13 protein-coding genes and 1 pseudogene are annotated in these 16501 nt (G+C 43.3%); 4 read left to right on the top strand and 10 right to left on the bottom strand.

Features of this window, described 5'->3' with window-relative positions; genetic code table 11:
- Window positions 1–12: 12 nt before the first annotated feature.
- The 3 genes from PR766_RS04465 to PR766_RS04455 form a co-directional block, all read right to left on the bottom strand.
- Complete coding sequence (locus PR766_RS04465; protein ID WP_412033820.1) at window positions 13–993, bottom strand: ABC transporter substrate-binding protein; 981 nt, start codon at window positions 991–993, stop codon at window positions 13–15.
- 14 nt (window positions 994–1007) lie between these two features.
- Window positions 1008–1760 (bottom strand): ABC transporter ATP-binding protein, encoded by a 753-nt coding sequence (locus PR766_RS04460; RefSeq protein WP_154636258.1) that lies wholly within the window; start codon window positions 1758–1760, stop codon window positions 1008–1010.
- 171 nt (window positions 1761–1931) lie between these two features.
- Complete coding sequence (locus PR766_RS04455) at window positions 1932–3650, bottom strand: lysophospholipid acyltransferase family protein (protein ID WP_154636259.1); 1719 nt, start codon at window positions 3648–3650, stop codon at window positions 1932–1934.
- A 305-nt stretch (window positions 3651–3955) separates the two neighbouring features.
- Here PR766_RS04455 and fdhF point away from each other — a divergent pair, with 305 nt between their 5' ends.
- Window positions 3956–6103 (top strand): formate dehydrogenase subunit alpha, encoded by a 2148-nt coding sequence (fdhF, locus tag PR766_RS04450; RefSeq protein ID WP_080547033.1) that lies wholly within the window; start codon window positions 3956–3958, stop codon window positions 6101–6103.
- A gap of 499 nt (window positions 6104–6602) precedes the next feature.
- Here fdhF and PR766_RS04445 read toward each other — a convergent pair whose 3' ends face one another.
- Window positions 6603–8198, bottom strand: coding sequence for a sigma 54-interacting transcriptional regulator (locus PR766_RS04445; protein ID WP_006662478.1), 1596 nt, complete (start codon window positions 8196–8198; stop codon window positions 6603–6605).
- 511 nt (window positions 8199–8709) lie between these two features.
- Between PR766_RS04445 and hydN the strand changes: the two genes are divergently transcribed.
- The 3 genes from hydN to hybG are packed head-to-tail and all read left to right on the top strand — an operon-like array spanning window position 8710 to window position 9901.
- Window positions 8710–9258: an electron transport protein HydN gene (gene hydN / locus PR766_RS04440; RefSeq protein WP_006662477.1), complete on the top strand. Its 549-nt coding sequence runs from the start codon at window positions 8710–8712 to the stop codon at window positions 9256–9258.
- A 10-nt stretch (window positions 9259–9268) separates the two neighbouring features.
- The gene (hypA, locus tag PR766_RS04435) at window positions 9269–9610 is read left to right on the top strand and encodes a hydrogenase maturation nickel metallochaperone HypA (protein WP_006658453.1); all 342 of its coding nucleotides are present in this window, start codon (window positions 9269–9271) and stop codon (window positions 9608–9610) included.
- Window positions 9611–9628: 18 nt separating this feature from the next.
- Window positions 9629–9901, top strand: a complete 273-nt coding sequence (gene hybG / locus PR766_RS04430) for a hydrogenase maturation factor HybG (protein ID WP_006658452.1) — start codon at window positions 9629–9631, stop codon at window positions 9899–9901.
- A 127-nt stretch (window positions 9902–10028) separates the two neighbouring features.
- On the opposite strand, the gene PR766_RS04425 is transcribed toward hybG, so the two are convergent.
- The 6 genes and pseudogenes from PR766_RS04425 to hyfH all read right to left on the bottom strand — a co-directional run bounded on the left by PR766_RS04425 (window position 10029) and on the right by hyfH (window position 16492).
- Window positions 10029–11822: an NAD-dependent malic enzyme gene (locus PR766_RS04425; protein WP_154636260.1), complete on the bottom strand. Its 1794-nt coding sequence runs from the start codon at window positions 11820–11822 to the stop codon at window positions 10029–10031.
- A 41-nt stretch (window positions 11823–11863) separates the two neighbouring features.
- On the bottom strand, window positions 11864–13312 hold the full coding sequence (fumC, locus tag PR766_RS04420; protein ID WP_006662476.1) for a class II fumarate hydratase: 1449 nt from the start codon (window positions 13310–13312) through the stop codon (window positions 11864–11866).
- Between the two features lie 879 nt (window positions 13313–14191).
- Complete coding sequence (hycI, locus tag PR766_RS04415) at window positions 14192–14644, bottom strand: hydrogenase maturation peptidase HycI (RefSeq protein ID WP_226890348.1); 453 nt, start codon at window positions 14642–14644, stop codon at window positions 14192–14194.
- Between the two features lie 120 nt (window positions 14645–14764).
- A pseudogene (locus tag PR766_RS04410) lies at window positions 14765–15169 on the bottom strand (formate hydrogenlyase maturation HycH family protein); the annotation flags it as partial.
- Window positions 15162–15944, bottom strand: a complete 783-nt coding sequence (locus PR766_RS04405; RefSeq protein WP_006658448.1) for an NADH-quinone oxidoreductase subunit B family protein — start codon at window positions 15942–15944, stop codon at window positions 15162–15164. The pseudogene PR766_RS04410 and the gene PR766_RS04405, both read right to left, overlap by 8 nt.
- On the bottom strand, window positions 15941–16492 hold the full coding sequence (hyfH, locus tag PR766_RS04400) for a hydrogenase 4 subunit H (RefSeq protein WP_006658447.1): 552 nt from the start codon (window positions 16490–16492) through the stop codon (window positions 15941–15943). Before hyfH ends, PR766_RS04405 begins: the two co-directional genes overlap by 4 nt.
- Window positions 16493–16501: the final 9 nt, after the last annotated feature.

Below are 16501 nucleotides of genomic sequence, written 5' to 3'. Positions count from 1 at the left end.
AAGAAAAAACCGTTAGCGGAAAATGCCGCTAAAGCGAGATAACACGCTGCTGCGCTCTGTACTGTCAGTTGTCGGTTCAGGTAACAGTTTTAGTGTCGAGAAATCAGGGCGTTTCCCTGCAATATCCGTTCTTGCTGGCATTAACCATGCATCTGCCACAATTTTCTGACCGTCTGGGGAAAGTACATAATCAATGAATGCTTTCGCTTCTTCTTGCTGCTTGCTACTCTTTAAAATCATCATTGGACGCGGTGCAATTGCCGTTCCACTACTTGGGAAAATCACCTCGATAGATTCTCCCTCAGCAATACTGCCATAAGCCACATAATCCACGGCTCCAAATACAGCCGCTTTTGCACCTTGTAATACCGGCGTCAATGCCTGAGCGTTCGGTCCTGAAATCACCATGCCATTGGCTTTTAATTCAGAAAATAGTGTCCATGCTGCTTCTGGTTTTGCATTTTGTAAGCCCAATAATAGATCTAAAGATGCTCCAGATAACGCAGGATCGGGCATCGTCACTTTATCTTTAAAAGCTGGCTGAGCTAGATCTGCCCAATCTGTTGGTTTTGGCGTACCACTTTTACTGTTCCAAACGATCCCCAATGCGGAGATCCCTTGCGCCACATAGTATGGTGTTTTGAATTGCGCAGGCACCTTTTCGGCATTCGGACTTTCATAGGCCAATAGCCCCCCTTTTTGCTGAAGATCCAATGCCGTATCCCATGAGGCAGAAATCAACACATCGGCACGAGGATTAGCTTGTTCTGCCTCTAAGCGCGCCATCACTTTGCCCGTGGTTGCCTGAAAAACATCCACTTTCACGCCTGTTTGCTTTTCATATCCTGCGGCTAGCTGTTTTGCCATCGCCCCCGGACCCGCGGTATAGACGGTCAATGCCTGAGAAGAAACGGAGAATAGTGCACAAGATAATCCTAAACTCATTGCGATACCTTTCATGGAAAAATGGTTTGATAACATCAGCTTTTGCATAACAGAGTCTCTCTTCATAAGGTGGTCAAACTGTCTATTTTGCCGTTTTGCATATGAGCGATTTGATGCGCCAATGCATGGGCTTCAGCGGGATCATGAGTGACATAAACGGCAGTAATTTCTAGTGCACGAAGTAGCTGCGCCATCTCATCACACAGGGCACAGCGTAAGGCAACATCAAGGTTAGAAAGGGGTTCATCAAACAGTAAAATTTCGGGTTCCGCGATAATGGCGCGGGCTAACGAGACACGCTGTTGTTGACCACCGGATAAATCCGCAGGTTTACGTTTAGCAAACCCTGCCAATCCAACACGTTCCAGTGCTTGATTAACTCTTTCTTCGATCTCTTGGCGTGCAACTTTACGCATGCGTAAGGGAAAAGCGACGTTTTGAAATACCGTCATATGAGGCCAGAGTGCATAATCCTGAAAGACCATCCCAAGATTACGCTGTTCTGGCGGTACAAGATGCTGAGCACTCGCTACCCGCTTTTCATTCAGGAAAATCTCGCCTGAGCTTGGTTGCAATAACCCTGCTAACAGTTTCAATAACGTGCTTTTACCGCAACCCGATGGACCAAGTAGCGCCAAGATAGTGCCTTTCATCACCGTCAAATCGATGCCGTCCAGTACGGTTTGATGGGCAAAAACCTGAGAAAGTTGATGAATGGAAATCATCGGACGTCGCAGTGCTAATTGTGTACTTGCCACGCTAGCATGTTGAAAAGCATCCGAACTCCCATTCAATGAAGAGAGTGTGTTTAACATACATTGTTATCCTCTTTGGGACTTAATCGTTATCGAGGATGCTACGAAAGGAATGGGTCAGAGAGATGACAAATTTGTGATGGAATAATGACAAGACGAATAATTGGATTGGAATGGATAAAGTCACGAACTCAATAAGAAAGGGTGAGTTTCCCCACCCTTCTCATCAACTTATTCAGTCTGCTTGTGGGCTTGGTGTACGGCAATATAACGCTGATAACGCTGCGGTTTCAAGCGACTTAAATCCACCAAAACCAAACCATCAATACAGTCGTTAAAGGCGGGATCAGTCCCGAAATCAATAAACTGTACGCCTCCTGGCTCACACAATTCAGTGTACTGCTTATACAGCGTCGGGATAGAACAGCCAATATTGCTCAGTAAACTTTTTAGCTTCACCAAATCCTCTTGGTAATTATTGCCATCGAACTGCGCTAGCACCTGAGGCAGCGAAGCTGGATATGGCTTGCGGGATTGTGCCATCGCGAGCTCCGATGAAAAATAGAGACGGTAAAACGCAATCAACAAATCACGCGCAGCAACCGGCATGCTGCCAGAGATAGATACAGGACCAAATAGATAACGATATTGAGGGTACTTTGCTAAATACGCACCAATACCTAACCAGAGGTAATCTAAACCACGTTTTCCCCAATAAGTAGGCTGGATAAAACTGCGACCTAATTCAATACCTTGTGCCAAGATAGGCATCATGTCTTGGTTATAGTGAAACAGGCTATTGCTGTAAATTCCCTCTAATCCTTTTTTCGATAACTGCTGCTCTGTCGGCACAAATCGATAAGCGCCAACCACTTCTAAATCATCTTCATCCCATAAAATAAGATGGTAGTAATCATCGTCAAAGCTATCGAGATCGCGGCGTTTACCTGAACCTTCACCAATCGCGCGAAACGCGATTTCCCGCAAGCGTCCTAGCTCGCGTAGAATCGGTGTTCGCTCTTCTTGCTGACGCTGGTAGAGATAAATAATTTTGCCATCTGGCGTCACCCCTAGCTTTTCACAAGCGGCTAACGCTTTTTTCAGCTCGATACGATCTTCAGGGAGTGCAATGGGGGCTTCACACGTAAATAACCCCGCTTTACCTTTCCCCAAGAGATAGACATGGCGACGAAAACGCTCTGCCAGTTCATTATCGTTGGTGCGCCCGTCATACCATTGCGAGAAGGGAATTCGCCCGCCGATCCGCAATTTGATGAGATTATTGCGCTGTTTGAACATTTCGTTCACCAACATCAATGCTGACAATGGCTTATAAACTAAGGAGGTAGTGTAAAACAACAGACTGTTACGCGCTTGGACATGAACAGGAACGATCGGTGCGCGAGATTTGGCGGCTAAACGTAAAAATCCCGTGCGCCAATGGCTATCGCGAATGCCTTTAGTTCCCCATCGAGACACTTCCCCAGCAGGGAAAACCACCAAAGCCCCTTGGTTATCCAAGTGGGATTGCATGCCAACCACTTGCTGGCGGTTGGTGCGATTACCAACATTATCAACAGGAATAAATAAGTTTTGCAGTGGCTCAAGGTAACTGAGCATTTGGTTGGCGACGATTTTAACATCCGGTCTTACCGTTGCAACCGCACGTAAAATCGCGAGTCCATCAAGGGATCCAATAGGATGATTCGCCACGAATAGCACGGGTCCTTGGCTGGGAATATTTTCTAAATCTCCCTCACCGAGTTCGCAACGCACATTTAAATCATTCATAAATTGCTCAACAAGATCGAGCCCTTTTAAGTGCGGGTAATCTTCAGCAAGCTGTTGGAAATCTTTTTCATGTAATAAACGCTTTAATAGCTTCCGTTTCCAAGCGGGCAGTGTTTGCTGCGGAAAAGCACTTTCCAGTAAAGCATCAACACTAAACATAATGAAATCCTCTCACATGCGCGTTATTGGCAAATTTAAGTCACAATAATGACTAATAAATATCCATTTTGTGACAAGATTATGAAATAAATTATTTAAAACCTATGCGACATTGTCCGAGAAATTCTCGACACTTTTGACGATCTCACTTCCATTTAGCTTTTGTTTATTTCTCGATTAAAAATATTTTCTTTTTATTCAGCTAATTACAAATTCATTATAGGCTAAAAAAACTGGCACAAACCCTGCATTAGCTCTTATGAAAGAGCGGGAAACCGCTACACAAAAATAGAGGAGCAATGTTGATGGAAAAAGTCATCACCGTCTGCCCGTATTGCGCCTCAGGCTGTAAAATCAACCTGAAGGTGGAGAACGGGAAGATCATTGGCGCTGAAGGCGCAAATGGTCACACAAATGAAGGAGAACTTTGCCTGAAAGGTTATTATGGCTGGGACTTCATTCATGACACTAAAATTTTAACGCCGCGCTTAAAAAACCCGATGATCCGCCGTCAACGTGGTGGCAAATTAGAGGTTGTTTCTTGGGAGGAAGCCATTGAATTTGCCAGCTCCCGTTTACTAGCCATAAAAGAAAAGTATGGTCCAAAAGCCATCATGACAACAGGTTCTTCCCGCGGTCCGGGTAACGAAGCTAACTTTGTGATGCAAAAATTTGTTCGTGCAGCAGTCGGTAGTAACAATATCGACTGCTGTGCTCGTGTCTGACACGGCCCTTCGGTTGCAGGTCTGCAGCGTTCGGTCGGTAATGGCGCAATGAGCAACTCAATTGTTGAAATTGAGGATACCAAATGTATTTTTGTCTTCGGTTATAACGCCGCGGACTCACACCCTATTGTCGCTCGCCGTATTTTAAAAGCGAAAGAAAAAGGGGCACAAATTATTGTCTGCGACCCGCGTTATATTGAAACCGCGCGTATTGCAGATATTCACTTACCACTGAAAAACGGTTCAAACATTGCGTTATTGAATGCGTTTGCTCATGTAATCATCGAAGAAAATCTGTATGACCAAGCCTTTATCGATGCTCATACCGACAAGTTCGACGAATATCGCGTATTAGTCGCACCGTATACACCTGAATCAGTTGAAGAGATCACCGGCATCAAAGCCGAGGATATTCGTAAAACAGCGCGGATGTATGCAAAAGCGGAAACCGCCACCATTTTATGGGGTATGGGTGTGACTCAGTTCTACCAAGGTGTGGAAACTGTTCAGTCTCTAACTAGCTTGGCATTACTGACGGGTAACCTTGGTAAGCCACATGTGGGCGTAGGTCCTGTACGTGGTCAAAATAACGTGCAAGGTGCCTGCGATATGGGGGCTCTGCCAAATACTTTACCGGGCTACCAGTATGTTTCGGATAAAGCTGCACTGGAGAAATTTGCCAAATTCTGGGGCATTGACGCAATGCCGGATGAAAATGGTATTCCGCTGAGTGAAGTTCCTCACTTTATCGATGAAGGCATTCTGAAAGCACACTATGTCATGGGTGAAGATCCACTACAAACTGAGCCAGATTTAGCGACAATTCGCCGAACCTTCGACAAACTTGAGTTATTGATTGTTCAAGACATCTTTATGACGAAAACCGCATCCATTGCTGACGTCATTTTCCCTGCAACATCTTGGGGAGAACATGAAGGTGTGTATACCGCTGCTGACCGTGGTTTCCAACGTTTTTATAAAGCCGTGGAACCAGTGGGTGATGTGAAAACTGACTGGGAAATCATCAGTTTAATGTCAACAGCAATGGGCTACCCAATGCACTACAACAACACCAAAGAGATTTGGGACGAGCTGCGCGAGCTTTGCCCAATTTATTTTGGTGCGACTTACGAGAAAATGGCAGGCTTGGCGTATATTCAATGGCCATGCCGTACATTAGAAAGTGAAGGCACTGAGTACCTGTATGAAGGTGGAAATTTTGATACGCCAAATGGTCGTGGTCAGTTCTTTACTTGCGAATGGCGTCCACCCATCGATCAAGTGAGTGCGGAATTCCCAATGGTACTGGCAACGGTGCGCGAAGTGGGTCACTACTCTTGCCGCTCGATGACGGGTAACTGTAAAGCTTTAGCCTCCCTTGCTGATGAACCAGGTTTTGTGCAAATCAATACCGCAGATGCAAAAGCGTTAGGGATTAAAGATCAGGAACTGGTCTGGGTGTGTTCACGACAAGGTAAAGTCATCACTCGTGCTAATGTCAGTGATCGCCCAAATAAAGGCGCGGTGTACATGACCTATCAGTGGTGGATTGGCGCGTGTAATGAGCTGGTCGCAGAAAACTTAAGCCCGATAACCAAAACACCGGAATACAAATATTGTGCGGTGCGTGTTGAGCCAATCGCAGATCAACATAAAGCTGAGCATTATGTGGTTCAGGAGTATACGGGGATCAAGCGTAGGCTTCGCGAGGCAGCTGAAGGCTTATAGTTTATTTTGACTCTTTGCACTGTAGGAATGCGTATTTAAAGCAAACCTACAGTGCAAGTTATATTAAAAGCTACCTATATTAAAAATCACATAACGATAATAAACATTGCCATTCAACAAGCGATTAAAATAAAATATTAATCGCCATTAAAAACTATTTAATAAAAAAGCAACCTTCCAACAAAATAATTAACATCCTTTATTTTCATTATTTAAAAGGTTTTTCTTTTATCTTTATTCTTTTCTACCAATCTCTAAATAATTCGCGTTGTGGCTAGGCGGCAGACGCAGCTAAGCCCTAGGAGCATACATAAGTATGTGACTAGGGTTAGTAAGGATAGCCAACAACGCCACAGCGTGAAGTATGACGAGATTAAGTATGTGACGAAGGTTAGCAAGGCCAGCCAACAACGCCACAGCGTGAAGTATGATGAGATTAAGTATGTGACGAAGGTTAGCAAGGCCAGCCAACAACGCCACAGCGTGAAGTATGACGAGATTATTGGAAGAGGTCTTGAACATTAATCCCTAATCGTTGCATCCTCGACAGTAACGTCGTGCGTTTTAACCCTAAACGAGCTGCCGCCCCTCTTACGCCTGCAACCACTCCATTCGTCGCTTTCAGCGCTTCAATAATGCGGTTTCGCTCTTCGTCGTCACTCTCTGGCGCATCAGTCTGCATTTTTCTTTCTAAAGAACTCGGCTTTTTTAGCGCGTCTTTAATACGAGATGGCTTAGGAATATTTAACTCATGTAACTGAATATTCAGTGTATTTCCACGGGTTAAAATCACCGCTCGCTCAATTACATTTTCCAATTCCCGCACATTACCGGGCCATGGATACAGTGATAACTGCGCCAGTGCATCACGAGGAATACAATCAATTTTACGGTTCATTCGCTGCGCCATTTTTTGGGTAAAATAGGTCGCAAGTAATGGAATATCTTCAGGTCGGTCTCGTAATGGCGGGATCACGATTGGGAATACATTTAAACGATAATAGAGATCTTCACGAAACTCTCGGTCTTCCGTCATCTGTTTAAGATTACGGTTGGTTGCTGCCACTAAGCGCACATCCACCGGAATCACTTTATTCCCACCAATACGCTCAATTTCACGCTCTTGCAAAACACGCAATAATTTTGGTTGTAAATCCAATGGCATATCGCCAATTTCATCTAGAAATAACGTGCTTTTATCTGCCATTTCAAAACGACCAATATGCGTACAGGTCGCCCCAGTGAATGCGCCTTTATCATGCCCAAACAAATCACTTTCTAGTAACCCTGTCGGGATTGCGGCACAGTTCATTTTAATCAATGAACGCTGATGGCGGTCGCTTAGCTGATGAACGGCTCGGGCAATTAATTCTTTACCCGTTCCCGTTTCTCCCAAGATCAATACCGTACTATCGCTACGAGCCACTAAATCAACCTGCTCGAGGACTTCACGCATAGCTTGGCTTTGGAAAATAATTTCGCTGAAGTTATTGGTATTTTGGATCTGCTCATTCAGCCATAAATTTTCATTTTTCAGACTATCTTTAAGGCGCGTAATTTCACCGTAAGCCGCGGCGTTATCGACGGCAATGGCAAAACGCGCCGCCACCTGTTTCAGTAAATTGCAGCTATCTTCGGTAAAAAGATGGTCATCTTCATGGGATAACACCAAAACGCCTAATGGCTTATGGTTAAATGCTAACGGTAACAATAACGTTTCCGTCATCCCTTCTGCACACAAATTTTGATATAACAAATCTTGGCTCTGTTGATCCAACGTTAAACGCAAAGGTTTGTTGCTCTCTAATACTTGAGCGAGGTCAGCATGTAATTCATTCAGCGGATATTGGCTTTTTTTAACTGGCTTTGAGCGCTGATAATGGCTTGAATAGCAAAGATAAACCGCTGAACTGACATTATCGCAAAGGGCGACGCTGATTTGGCTAATACCAAAAAAGCGGTATATTTCGCGTGAAACTTCAGCCACTAACCCATCCATTTCAAGGTGAGAAAGCACTGAGTTCGTGATATCTACAAGGATCCTGAATTGGTCTCGTTCATGACGAATTTGTTCGGTGGTTTCGGATATGCTCACAAAATCTCCAATCTCGTCCTAACCTGCTGCATTGCTCAGTTATCATCTTTATTCAAATAACTAACAATAATGAGAATTAGTTAGAGTTTAAAATTTTCATTTATAAACGACTTATTTATCAATAATAAAAATAAAAAAGTTTAATAGTGTGATTAATGCAATTGCTGTTTTAGATTTAATACCAATATTGTAGTCATTATTTGAAAAAATAATATCGTAGTCTGATTTAAGTTTGATCCATTCACCTATTTTAGATATTAGATAATTTAACTCAATATTCGTTTAATATCGTTTTCATGCCTATCGACAATAATGACGAAAACGATGTCGAATATTAAAATCTCATTTCTTCATGATTATTCAATAATAGTTAACAAACTGATTTTTAAGAATTAATTTATTTGGTGGATTTGGCACGATCCATGCTTATCTCTCAGTATTGTCAGCATAAGACGAGGCTACCGGAATAGACCGAATGGAACGCCCGTTTACGATCATTCAGGAGAATATGATGAACCGTTTCATCATTGCAGACCCAAAGAAGTGCATTGGCTGCCACACGTGTGAAGTGGCTTGCGTGGTTTCCCATCAAGAACAAGAAACCGGTATTGCGACCGTGGTAAAAGATGAATTTTTCCCGCGTATTCATGTCTTAAAAGGCTATACCATCAGTACCGCCGTGATATGTCGCCAATGTGAAGACGCTCCGTGTGCTAATGTGTGCCCTAACGGAGCCATCAGCCGCAAAGATGATTTTGTGTATGTGGACCAGTCAAAATGTATTGGTTGTAAAACCTGTGTTATCGCATGCCCTTACGGCACAATGGAGGTTATTAGCCGCCCTGTTGCCCAGCAAACCACGGCTCTTAATACCATTCCACAGTATCGTGCCGAAGCGCACAAATGCGATTTATGCCATACCCGAGAAGGCGGACCTGCATGTGTCGAAGTTTGCCCGACGGAAGCCTTAATGATTGTCGACAGAAATAAAATGGATGAAATCATTAAAGAGCGTCGTCGCCGTGCTGCCTTTGAAATGCCAGCAGATATTTTGTCTTAAAGGATAACCCATGCATGAAGTTGCCTTATGCCAAAGCGCATTTGAGATCATTGAGCAACATGCCAAGCAAAACCATGCTCGGCGAGTCACTGGCGTGTGGCTAGAACTCAGTGCCGTATCTTGCGTGGAAGAGTCTGCGGTACATTTTTGCTTCGATATCATTTGCCGCAACACCCTCGCCCAAGGCGCACAGTTACATATCTTAATTTCCCCTGCGCAAGCGCAATGCAGAGATTGTCAGCATCAGGTAAAAATAACTCAATTTGGTGCTGGCTGTCCCCACTGTGGCAGCCAAAATTTAATTGTCGATAGCACCAGTGCCATGCAAGTGAAACAGATTGAAATTGAATAACTCGTTTAGGAGTCAGTTATGTGTTTAGGCATCCCCGGCCAAGTTGTAGCCGTTGGTAAAACCCCAATGGATTGCGCCCAAGTTGATGTTTGTGGTGTAAAACGGGAAGTCAATATTGCCCTCGTTTGTGAAGGGGATACTGAAAGCATGGTTGGTAAATGGGTACTCGTTCACGTCGGTTTTGCCATGAGTATTCTCGATGAAAAAGAAGCGAGAGATACCTTAGAAGCGTTAATGGCAATGGAAGAAGTTGAGGAAGATGTAGGGTATTTTTTACGGGGAAATGCGTGATAGCGCTCATTGATTACAACAACTGATTTCGTCTCCCGTTCTCCAAAGTAAAAGCCTGACACACCACTGTGTGTCAGGCTTAATTAAACCTATCTTACCCAGTTAAATTATCAGTCATCGACCGTAATTAGATAGCTTCAACTGGCACATAAACCGGCCACCACGATTGTGTTCTCACCATTTCGACTTCGGAGTCATTAGCATTAACACCCGATACACCTTGGCTTTTCGCCATACGTAAAACCGCAAGAGCAACGATACTTGAAGTGATACGTAAGTCTTCATTCGATGGCAATAATGACGCACCTTCTGAGCCTAATGTTGCTTGGCTTGCTACCGCCTGTACCGCAGCAAAAATCATTTCATCTGTGATTTTCGTCGCTTTAGAGACAATGGCACCGAAACCTAGCCCCGGATAAAGTGCCGCGTTATTCGCCTGACCAATCTTGTAGCAAACACCGTTATAAACCACATCATCAAATGGTGCTCCTGTAGCCACAAACACTTTGCCGTCAGTCCATTCAATTAAATGCTGTGGTGTTGCTTCATGCAGTAATGTTGGGTTCGATAATGGGAAAATAATTGGGCGCTCAACATGGCTTGCCATACTGCGAACGATATCCTGAGTGAAAGCACCCGGTGTTGTTGATGTACCAATTAAAATCGTTGGTTTTACATTCTCGACAACCGTAGCTAAATCAATAATACCTTTAGCTTTATTCTGTTTCGCAAGGATATCTGCCATATCCGGCCAGCGGGTTTGTGCTTCAACAGAAACATCAACCATCTTTCTTGGATAATTGGCAACATCTTGGCTGTTTTTCGCATAATCTTTTTGGAAATACAGTAAGCTGTCTACCATGTCGGTTGTCAGTAACCCCGGCAAGTCAATTAACCAAATACGAGAAATGGCTTCTTCACGAGACAGACCACTGCGGATCATTTGGTCACGAATTTGGTCTGCAATACCACAGCCCGCAGTTCCGGCACCAAAGATAACCACTTTTTGCTCAGTCCAAGGCGTTTTACTTAATTTCACCGCATTCAATAAGCCCGACAATACAATGGCACCCGTGCCTTGCACATCATCGTTAAATGTCGCGAAATTCGCTCTGTATTTATCCAAAATGCGACGCGCATTTGTTGAACCGAAATCTTCCCAGTGCATAACCGCATTTGGAAATAGCTTTCTTGCCGCTTTGACATAAGCATCAACAAAATCGTCATAGACTTTGCCTTGAATACGCTCATGACGATTACCCACATAGGATGGGTAATTTAACAGTTTTTCATTGTTAGTCCCGACATCAAGAACCACAGGAATAACACTGTGAGGATCAACACCAGCGGCAGCGGTATAAACAGCCAGCTTACCGACTGAAATATCGATACCATTGGAGCCCCAGTCACCGATGCCTAAAATTTCTTCTGCGTCAGTGGTCACGATCAGTCGAATATCACCACCTTCAGCACCGAATGCACGCAGCTTTTCTTCGATTAATTCAGGTTCATTAATACTGAGAAAGATCCCGCGAGGACGAGTAATAATCTCGCTATAGTTTTCAATGGCATCGCCAACAACTGGGTCATAAACGACTGGCAGCATTTCCAGCATATGACGTTGTAATAACGCATAAAATAATGTCACGTTATTATCATGCAAGCGCCACATATAAATATGCTTATCTAAATCAGAATGGCATCCACGGTAAGCGTGATAAGCGCGGTTTAATTGTATTTCCATATCCTCAGTCACAACAGGAGGAAGAATACCATTTAAATCCAGCGCTTTTCGTTCTTCTTCAGTAAAAGCGGTTCCTTTATTTAAAGATGGATCGCGTAATACTTCATATCCTCTTGCCGTCGTTTTAATTTTTCGAACATTATTTTCCACAACAACTTTAGCTTGTCGATTATACATAATTAATACCTTATAATTTAAATATTCTAATTCAGGGAAAACTACGCGCCAGATAAACCATTTCCGGTCATATCAATCGGATTGACATATTTATTAAAATCTTCTTCACTTATTTTCCCAGAAGCGATTGCGGATTCTTTTAGCGTGATATTTTTAGCGATTGCATTCTCAGCAATATGTGCGGCATTTTGATAACCAATAATTGGAGATAATGCCGTGACTAACATGACACTATTGTCCACATACTCGGTTATTTTCGTATTATTTAATTCAGTGCCTTCTACGGAATATTCCATAAATTTACGACAGCCATCAGAAATAATACGAATAGAATGCAGGAGGTTATTAATAATTACCGGTCTCATCGCATTTAATTCAAAGTTACCTTGGCTACCCGATATTGCAATCGCAGCATCATTACCCATAACCTGAATACCAATCATGACCATCGCTTCACATTGCGTCGGATTCACTTTGCCCGGCATGATAGATGAACCAGGTTCATTCGATGGCAGTATCAACTCGCTGAAGCCACAACGAGGACCCGAAGCTAACCAGCGCATATCATTCGCAATTTTGATAAGTGCAACGGCAAGCCCACGAATAGCGGCATGTGTACGCACTAACGCATCAAGGGAGCCTTGAGCGGTAAATTTATTGGGCGCAGTAATAAACGGTTTTTGGGTTAATTCAGCTATCTTATCTGCGACATCTTTTGAAAAGCCTTTTGGCGCATTTAACCCCGTGCCAACTGCAGTACCGCCAACGGCGAGTTTATACAGGTCTTGCTGACTGCGTTTAATATCATCGAGCGCATCACGTAATTGACCCGCCCAACCGTGCCACTCTTGCCCGACCGTTAACGGCACCGCATCTTCTAAGTGCGTACGACCAATCTTAACTACCGACATCCATGAGTCAGCTTTCTTTTCAATAAGTTGAATTAAATCTTCAATAGCTGGAATCAGCTGTTCATCAAGTGCAAAAATGGCAGCAATGTGCATAGCGGTGGGGAATGTGTCATTAGACGACTGCCCCATATTGACATCATCATTCGGTCCAACCGGTAATTGGGTTCCTAATGTGCCACCTAATAATTGAATTGCGCGGTTAGAAATGACCTCGTTCACATTCATATTAGATTGTGTACCAGATCCCGTCTGCCATACATAAAGCGGATAATGCTCATCCAATCGACCCTGAATAGTTTCATCAGCGGCGATAACGATCGCCTCTTTTTTCCATTGTGCTAACCGACCTGCTTCGCAGTTAACCAACGCACAGGCTTTTTTTACATAGCCATACGCGTGGTAAACCGATTTTGGCATTAAATCATCGCCAATATTAAAGTGCTGTAATGAACGTTGAGTTTGTGCCCCCCAATAACGATTTGCAGGAACATTTACTTTTCCCATACTATCGAATTCTTCACGGGAGCCTGTTTCATTAATACCAATAGGGATGCTCTTATTTAGAATATAATCAGTCATTACAATAACTCCCTTATAAATATAAAACACATGACCAATATCCATACTAAGTTAAATAGATTAATTAAACATCAAATACTGCAAATACATTAAAATAAGAGATCATCATTATATATATAATTAAAATTCAGTTTAAAATATAAGCGATAAATTAATTTGCAATTTTTTATAAATTTAAATTATCAGAAACAGACGGTCAATTTCATACAGAAAATAGATAAAGACTAAAGTATTAAGATATACTGAAAAACAATATTATATATTGTGAGAATTATCTTTTAATGACAAATCAATTAAATTAAAAATTTAAATACATAAATAAATCATTAAAACACTGATATCAAAAATAAACAACACATGTATTGAGTGAAAGATTTAAATTAATGAAACTTGAATCTTAAAATAAATTAATAAAACAAAAATAGTCACTAAAATATAAATCAAATAATATCATTTAATATACATAACATTATAAAATAGAGCTAAAACCATGTTATTCATTTAAAATACAAGGCGATATCCCCACTGAGTTTCTCTTTAATTTAATACGCATTAATTCCAAAAAAATCATCCTTAATTATGCTTATACAAAAACAAAAGTCATCACAACTCAATAATACTGAAGAGAAGCACTCGATAATAGTGATCACTCCCACCTTGATTGGTCACTGAACCCAATTCCACGCATAAAACGAGTGCTGAGTTTAATAATCATATCGATGCCATATTAAACACTGGGTTTAGACAATTTTGGAGAAATTGCCGAACTTGCAGGGTGCGATACCGTGATTTTTCAGTAAAACCGCACTGCATCCCTGTAGCGCGGTCTATTTATTTCCTTAAAATTTTATCCTTTAACTAAAGGCTTCCAGTCTGTTGTTACTCACCCTCAAATAACCGGAATCCCCCTAATCCTTCCCACGTTGGTAAAGCTTGATAAACCTGCTCGACAGCGGCGATAACTTTGTCATTCATTGGCATGTAAAAACCGACTAAATCAGGTTGAATGCCTAAGAAAATAATCTCTCCAACATCCGCTTTTAACTGGTCGATAAGAAAATTAAGGGGCAGATTGTGCGTGCTCATAATAAACATCTCTGCGATATCATCGGGGTCGATAACCCGAATTTCCCCCGGTGCTAAACCAATATCTGCCGCATCGACAATTAACAAACGTTGAGGTTTTAAGGCTCGAACTTGATGAGAGACACTTTCAGGACTACTTCCCCCATTAATAGCGACCCAACCATCAATCGGGGTCTGTTGCATGAGGTCAAATAGCATCGGACCTGCGCCATCATCCCCCATCATACTATTGCCCACCGCCAACATCAGATTTTGCACGGGTGATGGATTTTCTGAAGGTAATAAATTTTCTGTTGAAGACTCTGTTTCCATTGAAAAAGACGGTTGAGTTTGTCTGGCGACATCGCTCATCGGCTGCCTTTTCACGATCAAATAAATTGCGGGTTCTTGCTCAATTTCCCCGAGCAATTGAATTAGTGTGGCGCTCCATGCCTGATAGGGCGAGTCACTGTCTTTAGCAAAATCATCTAATGCTAACGCCAACATATTGGTGTGGGTGGAATCGATATTAATCTCGCCAAAGGTGATCAAGCCCTGTAATTTGCGCCGCGCCTCCCCCTCAGGAAGCGCATTCACCCATGCTTGGTAACCATCCAATGGACATTCCAATTCCGTTTTTAAGCAGTCAATCATGCCGACATGGTGCCCAATGGCCAGCGAGTAATACATCACCTGCTGCGCGTCTTCGGGAATATCATCATCGCTATCGACGAACTTTTGGCGTAGTGACCAAAATATCACTTTGCCCGTTTCTATGGATGATTCACTCATTGATGCCCCCTTGTTGCAGCACGGTCACCAAACGGTTCACAATCTCACGCAACCGTGGGTCTTGCTCCTCGTCCATCCATGCTTGCATGGTGACTTTCACTTGGCTTGGGGTTGCACCATCCAATAGCGTCAAGAAGCGATCACTGATTTCACGACCTTGGAAATACCCTGCTTGGCGGCGAGCTTCACGCTCGATCATCACGCGAGTAGCCAGAGGGATTGATGGCAACAACAGCTCCACTTTTTCCCCGTCGGCTTCACGGTGATCCTGTCCCACCAATTTCTGTTTCAATAACCCTAATGCCACCGCAAAACCATAAATCGTGGCAGCTGGAGTTGGTGGGCAGCCAGGGATCCACACATCGATCGGCACGATATGTTCACTGCCTCCCCACACACAGTACAAATCATGGAAAATCCCACCACCACAGCCGCAAGCGCCATACGAAATACAGATTTTAGGATCTGGTGCTGACTCATACGCTCGCAGTGCAGGCATGCGCATCGCACGGGTGACCGCACCAGTAAACAGCAAAATATCCGCATGGCGCGGAGAGGCAACAACCTTGATACCGAAACGCTCCGCATCAAAAACGGGTGTAATCGCCGAGAAAATTTCAATTTCACATCCGTTGCAGCCACCACAGTCCACACGGTACACATATGCCGAACGTTTAATATCTTTCAGCAAGGTGCTTTTCAGTTTTGCCACCTGCTCATCAAGAACGATAGGTTGGCTAACATGATGATTAACGGGGATATCTGGCAAACTCATGATTTATCTCCCTGAATATGCAAACGGAAGTTCTGACGATCATTATTCAATAAGTTGTTTTTTTGCTTACAGGATGGGCAGGTTTCATACATCGGACGCAATGCCTCAATACTAGCTTCTTCTATGCCCGATGCCGCCAGCAATGCCATGGCGTATTCCACCGATTTTTTCGGTGCAAATGCTTCACCACATTGGCGACAATGCTGTAAGCGAAACGTCCCTTTCATATAGAGATCCGCTTTATTCATTACCGCCGTTTCAAATTCTTCCGTTAAGTGGATGGCGCGAGTCGGGCAAACTTCTTCACAGCGCGCGCAATAGATACAGCGCCCTAAAAACAGCTGCCAGCGGCGTTCACCACTTTCTAAGTCCGTTTCCATCGTTAATGCATTAGCTGGACACGCAGAAATACACGCGCCACACGCGATACATTGTTGCGGATCGTATTCGGGTTTTCCGCGAAAACCATGCGCCACTTCTAACGGTTTGAACGGGTATTTCACCGTTGCAGTACCCGCATTACGAAGGGTTTTGAAAAGTTTAAACATGATGTCCCT

Source organism: Providencia sp. PROV208 (assembly GCF_028479465.1).
Taxonomy (GTDB): domain Bacteria; phylum Pseudomonadota; class Gammaproteobacteria; order Enterobacterales; family Enterobacteriaceae; genus Providencia; species Providencia alcalifaciens.
The sequence above is the reverse complement of the archived record's forward strand: the minus strand, read 5'-3'. Positions and strand labels throughout refer to the sequence as shown.